This window comes from Microbacterium sp. zg-Y1090 (assembly GCF_030246945.1).
GTDB lineage: Bacteria > Actinomycetota > Actinomycetes > Actinomycetales > Microbacteriaceae > Microbacterium > Microbacterium wangruii.
In genome coordinates this window covers 2,910,888-2,929,825 of the sequence record NZ_CP126742.1, presented here as the reverse complement: position 1 = coordinate 2,929,825, position 18,938 = coordinate 2,910,888, and the positions used below count along the sequence as shown (strand labels likewise).

General features: G+C 71.3%; 19 protein-coding genes and 3 tRNA genes. 14 read left to right on the top strand and 8 right to left on the bottom strand.

Going from position 1 to position 18,938, the window contains the following annotated elements:
* Positions 1–10: 10 nt before the first annotated feature.
* Together QNO26_RS13715 and QNO26_RS13710 are read right to left on the bottom strand one after the other, a co-directional pair.
* Positions 11–271, bottom strand: a complete 261-nt coding sequence (locus QNO26_RS13715; RefSeq protein ID WP_257533783.1) for a glutaredoxin domain-containing protein — start codon at positions 269–271, stop codon at positions 11–13.
* A 124-nt stretch (positions 272–395) separates the two neighbouring features.
* Complete coding sequence (locus QNO26_RS13710; RefSeq protein ID WP_257638526.1) at positions 396–1,526, bottom strand: glycosyltransferase; 1,131 nt, start codon at positions 1,524–1,526, stop codon at positions 396–398.
* 204 nt (positions 1,527–1,730) lie between these two features.
* Here QNO26_RS13710 and QNO26_RS13705 point away from each other — a divergent pair, with 204 nt between their 5' ends.
* Positions 1,731–2,900 (top strand): serine hydrolase domain-containing protein, encoded by a 1,170-nt coding sequence (locus tag QNO26_RS13705; RefSeq protein WP_257533781.1) that lies wholly within the window; start codon positions 1,731–1,733, stop codon positions 2,898–2,900.
* A 107-nt stretch (positions 2,901–3,007) separates the two neighbouring features.
* Here the strand turns inward: QNO26_RS13705 and QNO26_RS13700 are convergent, their stop codons facing one another.
* A complete protein-coding gene (locus QNO26_RS13700; protein ID WP_257533780.1) occupies positions 3,008–3,613 on the bottom strand; it encodes a TetR-like C-terminal domain-containing protein in 606 nt (201 codons plus the stop codon).
* 130 nt (positions 3,614–3,743) lie between these two features.
* Between QNO26_RS13700 and QNO26_RS13695 the strand changes: the two genes are divergently transcribed.
* Positions 3,744–4,721: a DUF5692 family protein gene (locus QNO26_RS13695; RefSeq protein WP_257533779.1), complete on the top strand. Its 978-nt coding sequence runs from the start codon at positions 3,744–3,746 to the stop codon at positions 4,719–4,721.
* A 120-nt stretch (positions 4,722–4,841) separates the two neighbouring features.
* Here QNO26_RS13695 and QNO26_RS13690 read toward each other — a convergent pair whose 3' ends face one another.
* From QNO26_RS13690 to QNO26_RS13675, 4 genes are all read right to left on the bottom strand, one after another.
* A complete protein-coding gene (locus QNO26_RS13690; protein WP_257638525.1) occupies positions 4,842–5,474 on the bottom strand; it encodes a LysE family translocator in 633 nt (210 codons plus the stop codon).
* 436 nt (positions 5,475–5,910) lie between these two features.
* A tRNA-Phe gene (locus QNO26_RS13685) sits at positions 5,911–5,983 on the bottom strand.
* A gap of 70 nt (positions 5,984–6,053) precedes the next feature.
* Positions 6,054–6,127: transfer RNA gene (locus QNO26_RS13680), tRNA-Asp, on the bottom strand.
* Positions 6,128–6,148: 21 nt separating this feature from the next.
* A tRNA-Glu gene (locus tag QNO26_RS13675) sits at positions 6,149–6,221 on the bottom strand.
* 236 nt (positions 6,222–6,457) lie between these two features.
* Here QNO26_RS13675 and QNO26_RS13670 point away from each other — a divergent pair.
* Positions 6,458–7,906, top strand: coding sequence for a peptidoglycan DD-metalloendopeptidase family protein (locus tag QNO26_RS13670; protein WP_374679382.1), 1,449 nt, complete (start codon positions 6,458–6,460; stop codon positions 7,904–7,906).
* A 53-nt stretch (positions 7,907–7,959) separates the two neighbouring features.
* Here the strand turns inward: QNO26_RS13670 and QNO26_RS13665 are convergent, their stop codons facing one another.
* On the bottom strand, positions 7,960–8,493 hold the full coding sequence (locus QNO26_RS13665; protein WP_257638523.1) for an inorganic diphosphatase: 534 nt from the start codon (positions 8,491–8,493) through the stop codon (positions 7,960–7,962).
* 479 nt (positions 8,494–8,972) lie between these two features.
* Between QNO26_RS13665 and tilS the strand changes: the two genes are divergently transcribed.
* The 11 genes from tilS (at position 8,973) to QNO26_RS13610 (ending at position 18,927) form a co-directional block, all read left to right on the top strand.
* Positions 8,973–10,022, top strand: a complete 1,050-nt coding sequence (tilS, locus tag QNO26_RS13660; RefSeq protein ID WP_257638522.1) for a tRNA lysidine(34) synthetase TilS — start codon at positions 8,973–8,975, stop codon at positions 10,020–10,022.
* Between the two features lie 9 nt (positions 10,023–10,031).
* Complete coding sequence (gene hpt / locus QNO26_RS13655) at positions 10,032–10,583, top strand: hypoxanthine phosphoribosyltransferase (RefSeq protein ID WP_257638521.1); 552 nt, start codon at positions 10,032–10,034, stop codon at positions 10,581–10,583.
* 153 nt (positions 10,584–10,736) lie between these two features.
* Positions 10,737–12,740, top strand: coding sequence for an ATP-dependent zinc metalloprotease FtsH (ftsH, locus tag QNO26_RS13650; protein ID WP_257638520.1), 2,004 nt, complete (start codon positions 10,737–10,739; stop codon positions 12,738–12,740).
* A 9-nt stretch (positions 12,741–12,749) separates the two neighbouring features.
* A complete protein-coding gene (folE, locus tag QNO26_RS13645) occupies positions 12,750–13,340 on the top strand; it encodes a GTP cyclohydrolase I (protein WP_257533763.1) in 591 nt (196 codons plus the stop codon).
* On the top strand, positions 13,337–14,143 hold the full coding sequence (gene folP / locus QNO26_RS13640; RefSeq protein WP_257638519.1) for a dihydropteroate synthase: 807 nt from the start codon (positions 13,337–13,339) through the stop codon (positions 14,141–14,143). The genes folE and folP overlap by 4 nt, the downstream gene beginning before the upstream one ends.
* The gene (gene folB, locus QNO26_RS13635) at positions 14,140–14,511 is read left to right on the top strand and encodes a dihydroneopterin aldolase (RefSeq protein WP_257533760.1); all 372 of its coding nucleotides are present in this window, start codon (positions 14,140–14,142) and stop codon (positions 14,509–14,511) included. Before folP ends, folB begins: the two co-directional genes overlap by 4 nt.
* The gene (gene folK / locus QNO26_RS13630; protein ID WP_257533759.1) at positions 14,508–15,062 is read left to right on the top strand and encodes a 2-amino-4-hydroxy-6-hydroxymethyldihydropteridine diphosphokinase; all 555 of its coding nucleotides are present in this window, start codon (positions 14,508–14,510) and stop codon (positions 15,060–15,062) included. Before folB ends, folK begins: the two co-directional genes overlap by 4 nt.
* Positions 15,059–15,556 (top strand): DUF3180 domain-containing protein, encoded by a 498-nt coding sequence (locus tag QNO26_RS13625; protein WP_257533758.1) that lies wholly within the window; start codon positions 15,059–15,061, stop codon positions 15,554–15,556. Before folK ends, QNO26_RS13625 begins: the two co-directional genes overlap by 4 nt.
* Positions 15,507–16,127: a PH domain-containing protein gene (locus QNO26_RS13620; RefSeq protein ID WP_257533757.1), complete on the top strand. Its 621-nt coding sequence runs from the start codon at positions 15,507–15,509 to the stop codon at positions 16,125–16,127. The genes QNO26_RS13625 and QNO26_RS13620 overlap by 50 nt, the downstream gene beginning before the upstream one ends.
* Positions 16,128–16,138: 11 nt before the next feature.
* The gene (locus tag QNO26_RS13615) at positions 16,139–18,235 is read left to right on the top strand and encodes a PH domain-containing protein (RefSeq protein ID WP_257638518.1); all 2,097 of its coding nucleotides are present in this window, start codon (positions 16,139–16,141) and stop codon (positions 18,233–18,235) included.
* The gene (locus tag QNO26_RS13610; protein WP_257533755.1) at positions 18,232–18,927 is read left to right on the top strand and encodes a DUF2520 domain-containing protein; all 696 of its coding nucleotides are present in this window, start codon (positions 18,232–18,234) and stop codon (positions 18,925–18,927) included. The genes QNO26_RS13615 and QNO26_RS13610 overlap by 4 nt, the downstream gene beginning before the upstream one ends.
* Positions 18,928–18,938 lie beyond the last annotated feature (11 nt).

Sequence of the window (18,938 nt, the reverse complement as noted above, 5' to 3'; positions counted from 1 at the left end):
GGTGCCGCGGTCAGACCAGCGAGAGTTCGCGCAGCTTGGCTTCCACGTCGGAGTTGGCGGGCTCGACGTGGAAGGTGGCATCCGGATATACGACGACGGGGATGTTCATGCGGCCGGAGATCTCACGCGCGACGTCGGCTGCGGCGGGGTCGGCCTCGAGGTCGATGTAGGTGTACGTCACACCCAACGAGTCCAGCTGTGCCTTGGTGCGACGGCAGTCTCGGCACCAGTCGGCGCCGAACACGGTGAGGGAGGCGGTCTGCTCGGTCATGCGCCCAGCCTATGGCGGTGAACTGGGTGTCGGCTCGGCGGGCGGGATGCCGGGGGCAGGGATGCCGCGGGCAGGGATGCCGCGGGCCGGGAATCCGCGAGCCGGGATTTCGCGGGAGGGGCCGTCAGCGCTCGGCGCCCAGGCGCACTCGGCGCCGGGCGGCCGCCGCTGCCGCCGCCCGGGTGCTGCGGCGCGGGGCGTAGACGACGAGGGCATGGAAGACGAACCGCACGATGAACGCGGCGATGAGGGTGAGGGCGGCCGCCAGCACGGCCGAGATGTGTGTCGCTTCCACCAGCAGCCACAGCACGGGGATGCGGATCATCGCCTCGGCGTTGTTGAAAAGGAACGACTTGGCGAACCGATGCCGCATGAGCCCCGACTCGGCCCGCATGTCCGCGAAGACGAGGTACTCCAGCAGCAGGAAATTGCCGATGATCGTCACCTCGCTGGCGATGACGGCGGCCACGACGTACTCGACGCCCAGGCGCATCAGCCCCCACATGATGGCGAGGTTCACCACGGCGCCGAACCCGCCGACCAGGGCGAAGGCCGACATGCGGCCGAACCGCAGCGCGGTGAGCTGCGTGAGGAAGCGCAGTCCCTGACGGAACGACGCCTTCGACGCGCCGGCGTGGCGCTGCGCGAAGCTGAACGGCACCTCGCCGATGCGCAGCTGCCGTCGGGCGAGGATCTCCAGCAGGATCTTGAATCCGCGCGGGTGCAGGGCGTCGAGGTCGAGCGCGCCGCGGTCGACGAGGAAGAACCCGGTCATCGGGTCGGAGCACCCCGCGAGCTTGCGGGGGAACATCGACTTGGTCAGCAGCGTCGACGCGAGCGAGACCGTCGTACGCGTGGCATCGGCCAGTCCGGTGGACGTGCCCCCTGCGGCGTAGCGGGAGGCCACCACGATGTCGACGTCGCCGGCATCCGCTCGCTCGAGAAGCGACGGGATGGCCTCGGGCGGATGCTGCAGATCGCCGTCCATGACCAGGCACCAGGGCGCGCGTGCCATGCGGAAGCCCTCGAGCACCGCTCCGCCGAGCCCGTCCACCGGGCGGTCGCGGTGCAGCAGCCGCACGGGGAAGGGTGACGCGGCCGCCGCGGCCCGCACGATCGCGGGGGTGTCGTCGGTGGAGTCGTCGACGAAGAGCACCTCGAAGTCACGCCCATCCAGCACCGCGCCGATACGGCGGAGCAGTTCGACGACGTTCGGACCTTCGTTGTAGGTCGGGACGATGATCGTCAGATCCATCCGTCGTCCTGTCGTCTGCTGGTGGGGCTTACAGGGTATCCCTTTCGTCCGGACGCGGCTGGCGCGGTGCACAGGGAGGGGTGCTCCCGGCGGTCCTCGATCCCGCTCTGATTCCGCACTGGACAGAAGAAACCGACTGCGCGGTATGCTCTCTGCACTCGGCCGTCCCGGCGCGACGGCACACGCAACGAGCAAGGAGGCTCGATGTCCACCACAGTTCAGCCGACCGTTCCCGCCGCACCCCTCGAAGGGCATGTGGACGACCGCTTCGCGGGACTCCGCGACGAGTTCGCCCGCCAGCTCGAGTCGGGGGAGGAGCTCGGCGCTTCACTGGCCGTCATCGTCGACGGCGAGCCCGTCGTCGACCTGTGGGGCGGGTGGGCCGACCCGGAACGCACGTCGCCCTGGCAGCGGGACACGATCACGAACGTCTGGTCGATCTCGAAGACCGTCGCCGCGCTCGCCGCGCTGCTGCTCATCGACCGCGGGGAGCTCGACCCCGACGCTCCGGTGGCGCAGTACTGGCCGGAGTTCGCCGCCGCAGGCAAGGAGCAGGTGCTCGTGCGGCACCTGCTGAACCACACCTCGGGCGTCTCCGGCTGGGCGCAGCCTGTCGAGGCCGCCGACATCCTCGACGACGAGGCCGCGGCGGCGCGGCTCGCGGCGCAGCCCGGCTGGTGGCCGGCCGGGCTCGCCAGCGGCTACCACCTGCTGAACTACGGCACGCTCATCGGCGAAGTGGTGCGCCGGGTCACCGGGCGCACCCTGGGCCAGTTCGTCGCCGACGAGCTCACCGGGCCCCTCGGGGCGGACTTCTGGCTCGGCCTGCCCGAGAGCGAGGACCACCGCGTCAGCAATGTCGTCCCGCCCCCGCCGCCGCAGGGCCTGGAGCTGCTCCCGCCGGATTCGCCCGCGTTCAAGACGTACACCGGACCGGGCCTCGCAGCCGAGATCACCTGGACGCGACCGTGGCGGGCGGCAGGCATCGGCGGCGCCGGCGGGCAGGGCAACGCGCGGGCCGTCGCCCTGCTCAACTCGCTCATCGCGCAGGGCGGCGAGGCATCCGGCATCCGGCTGCTGTCGCCGGCGACGATCGACCGGGTGTTCGCCGAGCACACCCAGGGAGTGGATCTGGTGCTCGGCGTCCCGCTGCGTTTCGGGCTCGGGTACGCGGTGTCCGACCCGGCATCCACGCCCGCGATCCCCGAAGGCCGGGTCGCGTTCTGGGGCGGCTGGGGCGGCTCGATCGTCATCGCGGACGCCGATCGCCGCATGACCTTCGCGTACGTGATGAACCGGATGTCGCCTGGGCTCATCGGGTCACCGCGGTCCGACGCCTACACCCGGGCGGTGTACGCCGCGCTCAACGCCTGACCCGCGTGGGCCGGTCGGCACAGGCCCGACCGGCCCACGTCAGTCGATGTCGACATGATCGCCCTCGCTGCCGATCCGTCACGACGCGCTCACGCCGGAGCTCCTTCTTACTTCGTCCGACGCTCCTGCGCGTCGAGGGCGCGCGCATCGAGGCGGTGCACCGACTCGTGCACCGCGCCGTGCAGCATGATCTCGAGGTCGCCGACCACACGGTACGGGTGCTCGACCATGCCGTCCGAGACCCACCGCAGCACCACGGCGAGCACCGCCGAGGTGTAGAAGTCGACCACCAGCACGCGGTCCTGGGGGCGGGCGGGAGCGCCTTCCCGGTCCACCACCGACTCGGTGATCGGACGCATCTGCGCGAACAGGAAGCGCTCGAGCCCCGAGCGGCCCAGCCCGTCGAGCACCGCGAGCGTCGCGGCACGGTTCTCGCGCATGTACAGCATCAGGCGCACGAGGCCGTCGGCCCAGCCCAGATCCGACGCGAAGGAGCGGACGCGGCCGGCCACCTCGGTCTCGAACACCCACACCGCGAGGCCGCGCACATCGGCGAAGTGGTAGTAGAACGCCTGCCGGGTCAGCCCGCAGTCGCGGGTGAGCTCGGTGACGGTCACCTTGTCCAGCGGCTCGGTGCGCAGCCGGGCTTTCAGCGCGGCCGCGAGGGCGCGGCGCGCATCGGAGCGGTGCTGCGGATCGGCGCTTTCGGCCATGCCTCACGGTAGCGCCCGGCGCGACTGGACACATCACACGAATTGTCTAATGACGTGGTGAGCGCAGATTTCTACCTTAGTTAACCGGACGGCACGCGTCCGGCGGGCCGCTGAGGAGAGGTCCACACACATGTTCTTGTACGAATCGATTCCCTGGTACTCCTGGGCGATGTTCGGCGTCGTCCTGGTCGCCCTCATTGCGCTGAACGAGGTGACGCGCCGCTGGAAGTGGGCCGGCATCGCCTTCTTCGTGGCGCTGCCGATCTTCCTGACGATCTTCGTGTGGCCGAACACGGCCGGCGAGGGGTCGTCGACGGGCACCTGGTTCCACTGGGTGAAGGTCTACTCGGCCCTGATCGGATGCCTCGGCTTCATGCTCATCCGCTACGTGCCGCGCCTGGCGGCGAACCGCTGGATGCTGCTGTTCCCCCCGCTGATCCTCGCGATCAACATCGGCGAGGCCGTCATCCGCGACTTCGAGGTGGCCGGCCTGCAGGGTATGCACGACGGCGTCTTCATGGTCGGCGGCCCCTGGAACTACATGAACGCCATTGCCGGCATCCTGAACCTCGTCACCATCTGCGGCTGGGCCGGCATCATCGTGTCGCGTGACAAGTCGAAGGACATGATCTGGCCCGACATGATGTGGTTCTGGGTCATCGCCTACGACCTCTGGAACTTCGCCTACGTCTACAACTGCGTCGGTGACCACTCGTTCTACGCCGGTGCCGCCCTGCTCATCTCCTGCACCATCCCCGCATTCTTCATCAAGAAGGGCGCCTGGCTGCAGCACCGTGCCCACACCCTGGCCCTGTGGATGATGTTCACCATGGCGGTGCCGACCTTCGTGACCTCGTCGCCGTTCGCCGTGCAGTCGTCGCACAACCCGACCGCGCTGTTCGTGGTCTCGGCCATCTCGCTGGCGGCCAACATCGCCGTGGCGGCCTACCAGCTGCGCACGATCATCAAGCTGCGCAAGAACCCCCTGCGCGACGAGCTCTACACCGAGCTGCCCCAGTACCAGGAGGTGCGCGAGGCGAACGTTCCTCTTGAGGCGCCGGCCGCCCGGCCGGTCTCCCGCAAGACGGAGCCGCTGGCCACGGTCTGACCGTCGCCCGCCGGACACCCGGCTACGCGAGCAGCACCCCATGCGCCGTGGCGGAGCCCGAATCGGCTCCGCCACGGCGCTGCTGTGTCTGGAGCGAGCGGGGGGCTCAGCCGATCCGCGTCACCCCGAGGATCCGGTGAAGGCGAGAGCCCCACCGAGCCCGATCATCATCACTCCGCCTGCCGCGGAGAGCGTCGACAGCCGCCGCGGCGATCCTTCGAACCACGTGCGCGCGCTTCCGGCCGCGAGTGCCCACACGCTGTCGCAGACGAGCGCCAGCAGCTGGAAGGTGAGGCCCAGCAGCAGAAGCTGCACCCAGACCGCGCCTGCTGCGGGGGCGACGAACTGGGGGAGGACCGCGACGAAGAAGGCGATCGTCTTGGGGTTGGTCGCTCCGACGGTGAAGCCCTGCAGAAGCAGGCCCGAGGCGGATGCCGGCATCCGCCCGCCGCCCTGCGCGTACGCATGCCGATGACGAAGAGCCTGCAGCCCGAGGTGCACCAGGTAGAGGGCGCCGACGATCTTGATCACGGTGAAGGCGACGACCGACGACGCGACGATCGCACCCACACCGAACGCGACGGCCACCACCGCGGGGATCGTGCCCAGGGCGTTGCCCACCATGCTGAGCACGCCGGCTCGACGGCCGAGGGCCAGCGAGCGACCGATGACGAAGAGCACGCTCGGCCCGGGGATGACGATGATGATCACCGACGCGGCCAGGAAGGCGACGAGGTTCTCCATCGGGATCATGAGCGAACGCTATCCGCATGACGTTGCGGCGACGTTTCACCGGTGGCGGCGAGGTCGGGCGGGCGTCGATGGCCGAAACCGGAGAGGATCCGGTCGGCGCACGGCGATCCGTGAGACGCTGGCGCCACCATGACCATCTCCGACGACGGAGACCGCAGCCCCACGACCCAGGAGCATCGATGCCGGACGACGATTCCCAGATGCGTTCACCGCGCGCAAATTCGGGTGCCAACCGGCCCCAGGCCGGCCCAAGCGCCAGCCGAAGTTGTCCTGAACGCATCCGATCAGTGCGTTTCGTCTCGCTTCGCTCGCTCAACGCCCGGGGACTTGGCTTGCCACGACCGGAACAGAAACCGATCTCACCAGGGAAAAGCGAAACCCCCGCCATGTAGAAGCTAGGCGAGGGTTTCTGGGATGACTGTAACGGTCATCCTTGTGGCTCCGACGGGCGTCGATCCCGTGACCTCACGATTTTCAGTCGTGCGCTCTACCAACTGAGCTACAGAGCCGCGCGGCCGTGCGATGACTGCCGCGTCCGAGACGAAGGGCCCTTCCGAAAAAGGGCCCGTCGCTCTGGAGCGACCCTGACGGGACTTGAACCCGCGACCTCCGCCGTGACAGGGCGGCACGCTAACCAACTGCGCTACAGGGCCATGCATATTCAATTGTAGGTGTGACCCCAACGGGATTCGAACCCGTGCTACCGCCGTGAAAGGGCGGCGTCCTAGGCCGCTAAACGATGGGGCCGAGTGAACCCTGTGGGACGAACCCGGTGCTCACGCTTACCGACGCTCAAGCATATGCATTGCTGGGCCAAAACGCCAATCGAGGGCGCGTCGTGTCCGCCGGCGGGCCCGCGAGGGCCCACGATGGGCGTGACGGCATCCGTCCTCACCCCTGGTGGATGCCGCGTGAGCCGTTGCGGATGTGACTCCTGTTGCTACTGTGAAGATCGTCTTCGACTCCCCCCAACAGGCGAAGAGATGAGGTGCTGCGTGCGTTTCCGTCGCATCGACGACCCCGAGGAATGCGGCTGCGGTCCCACGCCCGCGGAGCAGCGCGCCCTCGCCAGCGGTGTCACCCGGCGCGGCGCACTGACGGTCGGCGCCTTCGGCCTGATCGCGGCCGGCGCCCTCGCGGCGCCCTTCGCCCCGATCGCCTTCGCCGCCGGATACCCCTCGTGGGACGACGTGCAGCGCGCGAAGCAGAACGAGGCGGCCAAGGGTGCCGAGATCGGTCGCATCGAGAAGCTGATCAACGACCTCACCGCCGACGTCGCCTACAAGCAGGCCGAGGCCGAGCGGCTGGCGCTCGATTACCTCGCGGCGCAGGAGGCCTACGAGGCGGCCGTCGAGCGCGCCGAGTCGCTGCAGGCGCAGGCGGATGCCGAACAGGCGCGAGCCCTCGAAGCCGCTCAGAAGGCGGGACGCGTCGCCGCGCAGCTCTACCGCAACGGCGGCGACGACACATCCCTGGAGCTGTTCTTCTCCGGCTCCGCCGCAACCGCCGACGATCTGCTCGCCCGCCTCGGCACGATGGACAAGCTCCTCGCCGCGAACCAGGCCGTCTACACCGACGCCGTCAGCGCCCGCGACAATGCGCAGAGCCTCAGCGATCAGGCATCCGTCGCCCGTGAAGCACGCGACGAGCTGAAGAAGCAGGCCGAAGCCGCGATGGTGCAGGCGCAGGCGGCTGCAGAGGCGGCTCAGGCCGCACTGGCCGCCCAGACTGAGCACCTCGGCACCCTGCAGGCCCAGCTCGCCGCGCTCAAGGACAATACGGCGAAGACCGTGGCCGGCTACCAGGCGGGCGTTGAGGCCGAGCGCAAAGCCCGCGAAGAGCGGGAGCGCAAGGCGCGCGAGGCAGCCGCAGAAGCCGAGCGTCGCGCCCGCGAAGAAGCCGAGCGCATCGCTCGCGAGAACGCAGCCCGGCCGCCCGCCAGTGGCGGTGGTGGCGGTGGCGGTGGTGGCGGCGGAGGCGGTGGCGGAGGCGGCGCCCCCGGCGGTTCCGGCGGCGGCCAAGGCTGGGTCCGGCCCCACGGCGGCTGGATCAGCTCCTGGTTCGGCAACCGCGGCACCATCTGCTCCAACGGATACTGCACGTCCGGCCACAAGGGCATCGACTTCGCCAACGGCTGCGGCGCCTCGATCTACGCTGCCGCCGCCGGCCGCGTGGTCTTCGCCGCATGGACGCCCAGCTGGGGCAACTACGTGCAGATCGACCACGGTGGCGGCATCGTCAGCGCGTACGCGCACATCCGCCACGGCGGCTTCGCCGTCGGGTACGGCCAGAACGTCTCCGCCGGCCAGGTGATCGCCTACGCCGGCGACACCGGCATCTCGCAGGGATGCCACCTGCACTTCGAGATCTACTCCGGCGGCGTGCGCATCGACCCCGCACCGTTCCTGCGCAACCGCGGCATCTCGGTCTGACAACGACGAAGGGCGGATGCCGCAGCACCCGCCCTTCGCAGAACCCGCCGTCGTCAGACGGTGCGGGGAGCCTCGCCCTCACCCTGGGTGCGGGTCTCGCCCTCGTGCTCCTCGAAGCGGGTGAACGCCTCGCTCACCAGGCGCTCGGCCTCGGCGGCATCCGCCCACTCGTCGACCTTGACCCACTTGCCGGGCTCCAGGTCCTTGTAGTGCTCGAAGAAGTGGTTGATCTCGTTCTTGGTCCAGTCGTCGAGGTCGCCGACGTCCTGGATGTGGGCCCAGCGGGGGTCCTTCGCGAGCACGGCCACGACCTTGTCGTCGCCGCCGGCCTCGTCGCTCATCTTCAGCACGCCGACGGGGCGCACCTTCGCCATGACGCCGGGGTAGAGGTCGCGGTCCAGCAGCACCAGCACGTCGAGCGGGTCGCCGTCCTCGCCGAGGGTGTTCTCGAAGAACCCGTAGTTGGCGGGGTAGCCCATGGGGGTGAACAGCACACGGTCCAGGTACACCCGGCCGGTGCCGTGGTCGACCTCGTACTTCACGCGGCTGCCGCGCGGGATCTCGATGACGGCGTCGTACGCGCCCATGCTGGTGCTCCTTCAAGAGGTGGGTGGGATGCGGCGACCAGCCTAGTCGGCACACCCGGGAGCTTGAACCCGTCCGTGGGCGTGAACCGGGTGTGAAACGGCCGGTGGCGGGTGATTCCGTCGGGTAGCGGGGCGTTCGGCGCCGCTGTGTGCACGGGGCCGCGTGCACAACGTCGCTACGCCGGTGGGCGGCGGCCCGTATCGGGACCATGCGGCGCTGCCGGCCCGCGGATCACCGACCTTCTGCACGCGGTGGCGTCCGTACCCGCCAGCCCGGATCCAGCCGCGGCCGATGGCCTTCGACCCATCCGGCGCTGCGTGCGCGCGGTGCCGCGTGCACAGCGTCGCGACGCCGGTCGGTGGCGGCCCGTCTCTGGCCTGTGGGGCGTCCCCGGCCGGCGGATTGACGACGTTGTGCACGCCGGCACGTGGCCGGCGCCTCCGCCCGCCCGGCGCCGTGCGCGGGCTAGCGTGGTCGCGTGCCCTCGCTGAGCCCTGCCGTCGCCGAGATCCGCCGCGCCGTGCGCGCGGCGCTGCAGCCGATCGCCGCCGCGGCACCGTCGGGCGGGGACGGCGGTGGAAGCGGAGATACCGGGCGCGGCGAGGTCGTGGTCGCCCTCTCCGGCGGCGCCGACTCGCTGGCCCTGGCCGCCGCCGCGGCGTTCGAGGCGCCGAAGCTCGGCCTGCGCGTGCGCAGTGTGACCATCGACCACGGTCTGCAACCCGGGTCCGGCGCTGTCGCCGCCCAGGCCGCAGCCGCCGCGACAGCGCTCGGCATCGACGCGACGGTCGTCGCGGTGACCATCGACCCCGCCGCGCCGGGCGGCCCCGAGGCCGCCGCGCGCGACGCCCGGTACCGCGCGCTCGCCGCGGCCGCCGCTTCCACCGGCGCAGCCGCGGTGCTCCTCGGCCACACCCTCGACGATCAGGCCGAGACGGTGCTGCTGGGCCTCGCCCGCGGATCGGGCGCGACGAGCCTGGCCGGCATGGCCACGGTGCGCCGCGACGACAGCGGTCTGCGCTGGGTGCGGCCGCTGCTGGGGGTGCGCCGCGCCATCACCCGGGCCGCCTGCGCGGCCGCCGGCCTCGAACCCTGGGACGACCCCCACAACACCGACCCGCGCTTCGCCCGCGTGCGGGTGCGCGAGACGGTGCTGCCGGTGCTCGAGACTGAACTCGGCCCGGGAGTCGCCGAAGCGCTCGCGCGCACCGCGGAACAGCTGCGGGAAGACGCCGAGGCGTTCGCCGAGATGATCGACGAGACCATCGAGGACATCGTGCAGCCGGCTGAGGCGGGCATCGCGGTGTCGGCGGCGGCGCTCGCCGCGAACCCGCCGGCCCTGCGGCAACGCATCATCCGCCACGTCGTCGCCAGCGAGTTCGGCGCCTCGCTCACCCGCACCCAGACCCTCGAGGTCGCCCGTCTCGTGACCGACTGGGCCGGGCAGGGCCCCATCGACCTGCCGGGGTGCCGCGCCGCGCGCCGCGGCGGACTGGTCGAGTTCACGGCACCCCCGACGGGAATCTAGAATCGAAGAATGCGCGCAGCCGACATCTCGGACCAGCTCTCCACCACCCTCGTCACCGAGGAGGAGATCCGGCGCAAGCTCGCGGAGCTCGCCGCGCGCGTCGATGCCGACTACGCCGGCAAGGACCTGCTGCTCGTCGGCGTGCTCAAGGGCGCCGTCATGGTCATGGCCGACTTCGCCCGCGAGCTGAAGAGCGACATCTCGATGGACTGGATGGCGGTGTCGTCCTACGGTGCGGGCACCAAGTCCAGCGGCGTGGTGCAGATCCGCAAGGACCTCGACACCGACCTGCACGGCAAGCACGTGCTCATCGTCGAGGACATCATCGACTCCGGCCTCACCCTCAGCTGGCTGCTGGAGAACTTCGCCTCCCGCGGCGCGGAGTCGCTCGAGGTGCTGGCGCTGCTGCGCAAGCCCGAGGCCGCGAAGGTGCAGATCGACTGCAAGTACGTCGGCTTCGACATCCCGAACGAGTTCGTCGTCGGCTACGGCCTCGACTACGCCGAGCGCTACCGCAACCTGCGCGACGTCGCGGTGCTCGCGCCGCACGTCTACGCCTGACGCCTCGCCGCATGCGGTGGCCGCCCGGCGTGCTGTACGCCCTGGGCGAATGCACAGTCGGTCCATGAACTCCGGCGGTAGCCTGGGACATTGTCGCCCGTCTGCGTCAGCGGGCCTCCCCCCGACGAAAGGGACCGGGCGTCGGCCCGCACCATGGACTTCAAGAAGATCACCCGCAACCCGCTGATCTACGTTCTGCTCATCGGCGTGCTGCTGCTGGTCGGGTTCTCCCTCATCTCCGGCCTCGGCGGCGCGAAGCAGATCACCACCCAGGAGGGTCTGGAGCTGCTGCGCGGCGACACCGTCGTCGAGGCGCTCAACACCGATGGTGACCAGCGCGTCGACCTGAAGCTGTCGAAGCCGTACGAGGATGCCACCGACGTGCAGTTCTACTACGTCGAGGCCCGCGCCGACGAGGTCGTCAGTGCGATCGACGCGGCCGAGCCCAAAGACGGCTTCGACGACGCGGTGCCCCGCGCCACCTGGTTCGACGGCTTCATCTCGCTCTTCCTGCCGATCCTGCTGCTGGGCCTGCTGTTCTGGTTCCTGCTGTCCTCCGCCCAGGGCGGCGGCGGCAAGGTCATGCAGTTCGGCAAGTCGCGGGCGAAGCTCGTGACGAAGGAGACGCCGACCGTCACGTTCCAGGACGTCGCCGGTGCCGACGAGGCCCTCGAGGAACTCCACGAGATCAAGGACTTCCTGAAGGACCCCGCCCGCTTCCAGGCGGTGGGCGCCCGCATCCCGAAGGGCGTGCTGCTGTACGGCCCTCCCGGAACCGGAAAGACGCTGCTCGCCCGCGCCGTGGCCGGTGAGGCCGGCGTGCCCTTCTACTCGATCTCCGGCTCCGACTTCGTCGAGATGTTCGTCGGCGTCGGCGCCAGCCGCGTGCGCGACCTGTTCAACCAGGCCAAGGAGAACGCGCCGGCCATCATCTTCATCGACGAGATCGACGCCGTCGGCCGCCACCGCGGCGCCGGCCTCGGCGGCGGTCACGACGAGCGCGAGCAGACCCTCAACCAGATGCTGGTCGAGATGGACGGCTTCGACCCGAAGGCCAACGTCATCGTCATCGCGGCCACCAACCGCCCCGACATCCTCGACCCGGCGCTGCTGCGCCCCGGCCGCTTCGACCGCCAGATCGGCGTGGACGCCCCCGACCTCAAGGGCCGCCTCAAGATCCTCGAGGTGCACGGCCGCGGCAAGCCGCTGGCCGACTCCGTCGACCTCGAGGTCGTCGCCCGCAAGACGCCCGGCTTCACCGGCGCCGATCTCGCGAACGTGCTCAACGAGGCGGCGCTGCTGACGGCGCGCTCGCACGCGCAGCTGATCGACATGCGCGCCCTCGACGAGGCCATCGACCGCGTCATCGCCGGCCCGCAGCGCCGCACCCGCGTGATGAAGGACAAGGAGAAGCTCATCACGGCGTACCACGAGGGCGGTCACGCCCTCGCCGCCGCCGCGATGAACCACACCGATCCGGTCACGAAGGTCACGATCCTCCCGCGCGGCAAGGCGCTCGGCTACACGATGGTGCTGCCGTTGGATGACAAGTACTCCGTCACCCGCAACGAGCTGCAGGACCAGCTCACGTACGCGATGGGCGGCCGCGTGGCCGAGGAGATCGTCTTCCACGACCCCACCACGGGCGCCTCGAACGACATCGAGAAGGCCACCGGCATCGCGCGCAAGATGGTCACCGAGTACGGCATGACCGCCGGCATCGGCCCGGTCAAGCTGGGCTCCTCGTCGGGCGAGATGTTCCTCGGCCGCGACATGGGCCACGGGCGCGACTTCTCGGACGCCCTCGCCGAGCGCGTCGACGAGGAGGTGCGCGCGCTCATCGAGCAGGCGCACAACGAGGCCTATCAGGTGCTCAACGAGAACCGCGACGTGCTCGACAAGCTGGCGCTGGCGCTGCTGGAGAAGGAGACGCTCGACCACATCGAGCTCGCCGAGATCTTCAAGGACGTCAAGCACCTGCCGCCGCGCCCGCAGTGGCTCTCGAGCAGCGACCGCCCGGTCTCGACGCTGCCGCCCATCGACGTGCCCCGTCGCCGGGAGGATGCCGGACTGGCCGCGGCCGTCGAGGCCGACGAGGCCGTCGAGAAGGCCACGCGCCGCCACCCCGCCGGGCAGGCGCGCCCCGCGACCGCATAGGCTCGGAGCGTGTCCGTCGATCGTGAGCGCATCTCGGTCCTCGTGCGTCAGCTGCTCGAGGCGATCGGTGAGGACCCCGACCGTCCCGGCCTGCGGCTGACGCCGCAGCGGGTGGCCGATGCGTATGCGGAGTTCTTCGCCGGCGTCGGCGCTGACCCCGGCGAGCCGCTCGCCCACACGATCAGCGTCTCCCGCGGCCCCGCGCCCGACACGCTGCCCTCCGGCGCGGTGATGCTGCGCGACATCCGGTTCCGCTCCATGTGCGAGCACCACCTGCTGCCCTTCGCGGGTCACGCGCACATCGCCTACCTGCCCGGCGAGCAGGTCGTCGGCCTCGGCGCCCTGCCGAGGGTCGTCGACATCCTCGCCGCTCGCCCGCAGGTGCAGGAGCGACTGGGGGAGCAGATCGCCGACACCATCGCCGGCGCCATCGACACCCGAGGGGTGGTGGTCGTGCTCGACGCGACGCACCAGTGCGTCACGATGCGCGGCGGTCGTCAGCCCGATGCCTCCACCGTGACCGTCGCCGCCCGCGGCGAGCTGGCCGAGCCTGCCGCGCGCGCGGAGATCATGACGCTGCTGGCGGGAGGCGCACGATGACGCTCGTCATGGGGATCGTCAATGTCACCCCCGACTCCTTCAGCGACGGCGGTCGGTACGCCGACGCGGATGCCGCGATCGCCCACGGGCTGAGCCTGCTGGCCGCCGGCGCCGACATCCTCGACGTGGGCGGAGAGTCCACCCGTCCGGGATCCGAGCGCGTGGCATCCGCCGTCGAACGCGCCCGCGTGCTGCCGGTGGTCGCCGCCCTGGCGGAGACGGGAGCCGTGGTCAGCATCGACACGATGAACGCCGACACCGCCGCGGCGGCCGTCGCGGCGGGCGCGCGCATCGTCAACGACGTCTCGGGTGGCCTCGCCGATGACGGCATGCTCGCTGCTGTCGCAGCGGCGGGGGTGGACTTCGCCATCGGCCACTGGCGCGGCCACGCCACCGACATGTACGCCGGCGCGGTCTACGACGACCTCGTCGCCGACGTCGTCACCGAGCTCGGTGCACGCGTCGCGGCGGCGGAGGAGGCCGGCATCCGCCGGGAGCGCCTCATCGTCGACCCGGGGCTCGGCTTCGCCAAGCGCGGCGAGCAGAACTGGACCGTGCTCGGGCACCTGCCCCAGCTGGCCGCCCTCGACCTGCGCGTGCTCGTGGGCGCGAGCCGCAAAGGATTCCTCGCCGCGGCGCTGCCCGAGCCCGAGGCCGACGAGCGCCGCCGCGACCTCGCCACCGCCGTGACGAGCGTGCTGGCCGCGCAGGCCGGCGCCTGGGCGGTGCGCGTGCATGATGTCGCCGCGACCCGCGACGCGCTGGCCGTCGCAGCAGCCTGGCAGAACGGAGCGGCCGCGTGAGCGACCTGGATGAGATCGCCGTCACCGGCATCCGCGCTTTCGGGCGCCACGGGGTGTATCCCGAGGAGCGCCGCGACGGGCAGGAGTTCGTCGCCGATGTGGTGCTGTTCCTCTCCCTGGCGGCCGCGGCCCGCAGCGACGACGTCGCCGACACGGTGCACTACGGCGAGCTGGCCGAGGAGATCGCCGCGATCCTCGCCGGCGACCCCGTCGACCTGCTCGAGACCCTGGCCTCCCGCATCGCCGACACGGTGCTCGCCCGCGACCTCGTGCAGCGGGTGCGAGTCACCGTGCACAAGCCGGCCGCGCCCATCCCGGTGCCTTTCGGCGACGTCAGCGTCACCGTGACCCGAGGGCGGATGCCATGAGCCGCCGACTCGCGCAGGGCTTCCGCTCCGAGCACGACCGCGTGGACGCGCCGCCGGTGCGCGCCGTCGTCGCGCTGGGGGCGAACCTCGGAGACCGGGAGGCGACGCTGACCGAGGCGCTGCGCAGCCTCGCGCGGCTGCCGCTGACCACAGACGTCGTCGCCTCGGAGCCGATCGAGACGATCGCGCTCACCCCCGACGGCCCCGACCCCGACGCGCCGGCCTACCTCAACGCGGTGGCGGTGCTGCAGACCCGGCTGGCTCCGAGCGTGCTGCTGGGTTTCCTGCACGCCATCGAGGCCGACCACGGCCGTGCTGTCCGCGTGCCGGGCGCCGCCCGTTGGCAGGACCGCACCCTCGACCTCGACCTCATCGCCTACGGCGACGTGCGCAGCGACGATCCCGCGCTGCTGCTGCCGCACCCCCGGGCCGCGGAGCGCGACTTCGTGCTGCGGCCGTGGCTGAGCGTCGACCCCGACGCGGTGCTCCCCGGCCGCGGCCGCGTCGACGAGCTTCTGCGCGCCCTGCAGACCGACGGGGGGCGATCGTGAAGCGCACCGGCGCCGCCGTACTCGCCGTCGCCGGGGTGCTCGGCCTCGGCGCCGGCTTCATCGTCGACCAGGCGCTCACCGCCGCCGGGCGACCGACGTTCACCCCGTCGCTCATGCTGCCCGTCCTGCTCGTGGCGCTGGGGGCGATCCTCATCGTGCTGGCCCTGCCGATCTCACGGGCCACCCGCGGGGTCGCCTCTCCCGAGGCGCCGCCGGTCAACCCCTTCCAGGCGCTGCGCATCGCCATGCTCGCGAAGGCGTCGAGCATCCTCGGCGCCGCCGTTGCGGGCTTCGCGGTCGGCATGGGGGCCTTCGTCGCAACGCGCCCGTCGGATCCGTCGCTAGGCTCGTTGAGCACTCTCGTGGCGGCAGCCGTCGGCGGGGCGATCCTGGTGGCGGCAGGGCTCGTCGCCGAACAGCTCTGCACCATCCGGAAGGACGACGATGACGAACCCCCAGCCCCCGGGCCGGACACCACTCCCTCCCACCACTGACCCCGCCGAAGTCGAGCCGGCTGCAACGACCCGCATCGACGACGCCCTCGACAGCGGCACCTACGACCGCCTCGTCGAGCCGCGCGGCGAGGGGCGGCTGGCGCTCGAGCAGGGGGTGTGGCATCAGATCTCGCGCCGCTATCTCTCGGTGCAGCTGATCAGCTACGGCGTCGCCCTCGTCCTGCTGATCGCCGCGACGCTCGTGCTCACTCTGCTGCTCGACCAGCTCTGGGCGCTCATCCCCGCCGCGATCGCCGCCGTCGTGATCATCTGGCCGATGGCGATCCTGCCGCGGCAGGTGCGCGCCATCGGCTACCAGTTGCGCGACGACGACCTCGTGTTCCGCCGCGGCATCCTCTGGCAGCGCATCGTCGCCGTCCCGTACGGCCGCATGCAGCTGGTCGACATCACCCACGGGCCGCTCGACCGCGGCTTCGGCATCGCGCAGCTGAAGTTCGTCACCGCCGCCGCCACGACCGGCGTGACCATCCCCGGACTGTCGCAGCAGGCAGCCGACGCGCTGCGCGACCACCTCATCGCGGTCGCCGAGAGCCGGCGCACAGGCCTGTGACGGATGCCGCGATGACCGACCAGCCCACGGCCGCGACCCCGCCCGCGCCGGGTGGGGTGCCGGGTGCGCCCGCGGGCACCGCCCCGCTCACCACGACGGCCACCACCGCCGACGGCCTGCCCGTGCCGCCGCCTGCTCTCGTGCGCTCGCCCCTCAGCGACGGCGAATGGCATCGCCTGCATCCGCTGACCCCGCTGCTGCGCGGCGGACTGGCGCTGATCGTCATCGCCGGTGTGGTCATCGCGAACCTGCGCGACCGCCTGATCGGGCTGTTCGTGCCCGGTCTGTCGGGTGGGCGGGCCGACGCCGAGGACTGGGAGGAATGGCAGGGCGGCGGCGATCCGATCGACTTCGTGCTCGCCAACAACCTCCTCCTCGTCGCGCTGGCCGTCGTGGCGGGGGTCGTCCTGCTGCTGATCGCGGGCTTCTACCTGTCATGGCGTTTCCACACCTTCCGCATCACCGGCGACGACGTCGAAGTGCGCAGCGGCATCCTGTTCCGCACGCAGCGGCGTGCGCCGCTGGACCGGGTGCAGGGCGTCAACCTGACGCGGCCGATGATCGCGCGGCTGCTGGGCATGGCCAAGCTCGAGGTGGTCGGCGCCGGCACCGACTCGAACGTCAAGCTCGAGTATCTGTCGACGGCGAACGCCGAGGCCGTGCGTGCCGACATCCTGCGCCTCGCATCGGGCCAGCGGCTGGGCGCCGCGGCGGTCGCGCGCGGGGGAGGGTCGCTCGCGCAGACCGTGAACCGCGGTCTCACCGGCATCATCGAGGGTGACGATCAGCAGGCCGAGGCACCCGAGTCGGTCGTGCACATCCCGGTCGGCCGCCTGGTGGCATCCCAGGTCGTGAGCCCGAGCAGCGTCATGCTGATCGTCGGCGTGATCGCCATCATCGTCGCCTCGATCGTGGGGACGCCCTGGCTGCTGTTCACGTTCGTGCCCGCGCTGATCGGTTTCGGCGCCTACTGGGTGCGGCAGATCGTGCGGTCGCTGCGCTACTCGATCGCGCCCACCCGCGACGGCGTGCGCATCACGTTCGGGCTGCTCACGACCATCACCGAGATCATCCCTCCGGGGCGCGTGCACGCCCTCGAGGTGAGCCAGTCGGTGCTGTGGCGCGGGTTCGGCTGGTGGACGATCAAGATCAACCGCCTCACCGGGCGCAGTGCGATGGAAAGCGGTGCCGACCAGTTCACGACGGTGCTGCCGGTGGGCACGTATGCCGACGTGCAGCGGGTGCTGCAGCTGCTCGCACCGGCCACCTCCGCCGAGGAGCTTCCCACGCTGCTGCAGCAGGGCATCGCCGGGCCCGACGGCGATGACCCGTTCACGACGACGCCGCACCGCGCCCGCATCATCCGTCTGCTGTCGTGGCGTCGCAACGGATTCCTCCTCACGGACGAGCTGCTGCTCATGCGCCGTGGACTCATCTGGCGCAAGCTGGCGATCCTGCCCCTCGCGCGCCTGCAGAGCTTCGGGGTGTACCAGGGGCCGATCGACCGCATGCTGCGTGTCGCCTCGGTGCGCGGGCACATCGTGACCGGGCCGATCTACGCGAACGTGGCCGCGATCGACAGGGGCGACGCCATCGCGCTGCTGGAGGCGGTCGAGGATGCCGCAGTGCGCGCCGCCGCTGCCGACCGTTCGCACCGCTGGGCGGGCGAGAGCGCGGAGTGGGGCGTCGCTGAGCCGGGCGCGGGTGAGCGCGGCGCGGTCGCCGCCGCGAACGCCGCGGTCGCCGCCGCGCACGGCGCGGGTGCCGCCGAGCACAACCCGCACGGTGCGTTCGCTTCCGGGCCCACCGCTGTTGTTGCGCCGGATCCCGGCGAGCCCGCGGCTGCTGAGCCGGATGTGAACGTCGTCGCGCCGGTGCGGTCGCGGTTGCGCGCCGTCGGCGTCCCCGTGCCCGAGCAGCCGCCCATGCGGCCGCCGGTGTCGGAGAGCCCGCCCGCTCAGCCGCCGGCACCCTCCCGTGCCGTGGATCCGCACGACGGAGCCCCGTCCGCGGGCGACCCGGAGGCGGAGCACGCCGGTGGGGTGGACTTCGACGAGCCGCGCCGGTGGCGTCTGCCCGATGCGCACAAGCCGGAGGACCCGCGATGAACCGTGGCGCCGCACGCCTGGGCGTCGGCATCATCGGCGCCGGCAGGGTGGGCCCGGTGATCGGCGCTGCACTGGCCGGGGCCGGTCATGCCCTGGTCGGCATCACCTCGGGCTCCGACCCCGACCGCGTGGAGGCGATCCTCCCGGGAGTCCCGGTGCTCGACGCCGTGGAGATCGCACGACGCAGCGAGCTGGTGGTCATCGCCGTGCCTTCCGCCGAGCTCCCCGGTCTGGTCAGCGGGCTGGCCGAGGTGGGTGCGTGGCAGCCGGGGCAGCTGGTGCTGCACACCGACCCCGCCTACGGCGTGCAGGTGCTGGCGCCTGCGGCCGCGCGGGGCGCCATCCCCCTCGCCCTGCATCCCGCGATCACGTTCACCGGCACGACGATCGACCTGCGGCAGCTGGTCGACGCACACGCCGCGGTTGCGGCGCCGGCGGCGGTGCTGCCGATCGCGCAGGCCCTCGCCGTCGAGCTCGGCTGCGAGCCGGTCGTGGTCTCGGAGGAGGAACGGCCGGCGTACGCGGAGGCGATCGCGACGGCGACCGAGTTCTCGCAGTCGATCGTCGCTCAGGCCACGGCGCTGCTGGCGCAGGCGGGCATCGAGAACCCGGGCAGCTACCTGTCGACGCTCGTGCACTCCACGATCGACCGGGCGCTGACTGAGACCGGCGGCGGTCCCGCAGAGGAGTGACCACCCCGGCG

Excerpts from the sequence above, each read along its gene's own strand:
- QNO26_RS13715 (WP_257533783.1), bottom strand. The coding sequence starts at position 271 with ATGACCGAGCAGACCGCCTCCCTCACCGTGTTCGGCGCCGACTGGTGC.
- QNO26_RS13710 (WP_257638526.1), bottom strand. The coding sequence starts at position 1,526 with ATGGATCTGACGATCATCGTCCCGACCTACAACGAAGGTCCGAACGTC.
- QNO26_RS13705 (WP_257533781.1), top strand. The coding sequence starts at position 1,731 with ATGTCCACCACAGTTCAGCCGACCGTTCCCGCCGCACCCCTCGAAGGG.
- QNO26_RS13700 (WP_257533780.1), bottom strand. The coding sequence starts at position 3,613 with ATGGCCGAAAGCGCCGATCCGCAGCACCGCTCCGATGCGCGCCGCGCC.
- QNO26_RS13695 (WP_257533779.1), top strand. The coding sequence starts at position 3,744 with ATGTTCTTGTACGAATCGATTCCCTGGTACTCCTGGGCGATGTTCGGC.
- QNO26_RS13690 (WP_257638525.1), bottom strand. The coding sequence starts at position 5,474 with ATGATCCCGATGGAGAACCTCGTCGCCTTCCTGGCCGCGTCGGTGATC.
- QNO26_RS13670 (WP_374679382.1), top strand. The coding sequence starts at position 6,458 with ATGAGGTGCTGCGTGCGTTTCCGTCGCATCGACGACCCCGAGGAATGC.
- QNO26_RS13665 (WP_257638523.1), bottom strand. The coding sequence starts at position 8,493 with ATGGGCGCGTACGACGCCGTCATCGAGATCCCGCGCGGCAGCCGCGTG.
- hpt (WP_257638521.1), top strand. The coding sequence starts at position 10,032 with ATGCGCGCAGCCGACATCTCGGACCAGCTCTCCACCACCCTCGTCACC.
- ftsH (WP_257638520.1), top strand. The coding sequence starts at position 10,737 with ATGGACTTCAAGAAGATCACCCGCAACCCGCTGATCTACGTTCTGCTC.
- folP (WP_257638519.1), top strand. The coding sequence starts at position 13,337 with ATGACGCTCGTCATGGGGATCGTCAATGTCACCCCCGACTCCTTCAGC.
- folK (WP_257533759.1), top strand. The coding sequence starts at position 14,508 with ATGAGCCGCCGACTCGCGCAGGGCTTCCGCTCCGAGCACGACCGCGTG.
- QNO26_RS13620 (WP_257533757.1), top strand. The coding sequence starts at position 15,507 with ATGACGAACCCCCAGCCCCCGGGCCGGACACCACTCCCTCCCACCACT.
- QNO26_RS13615 (WP_257638518.1), top strand. The coding sequence starts at position 16,139 with ATGACCGACCAGCCCACGGCCGCGACCCCGCCCGCGCCGGGTGGGGTG.
- QNO26_RS13610 (WP_257533755.1), top strand. The coding sequence starts at position 18,232 with ATGAACCGTGGCGCCGCACGCCTGGGCGTCGGCATCATCGGCGCCGGC.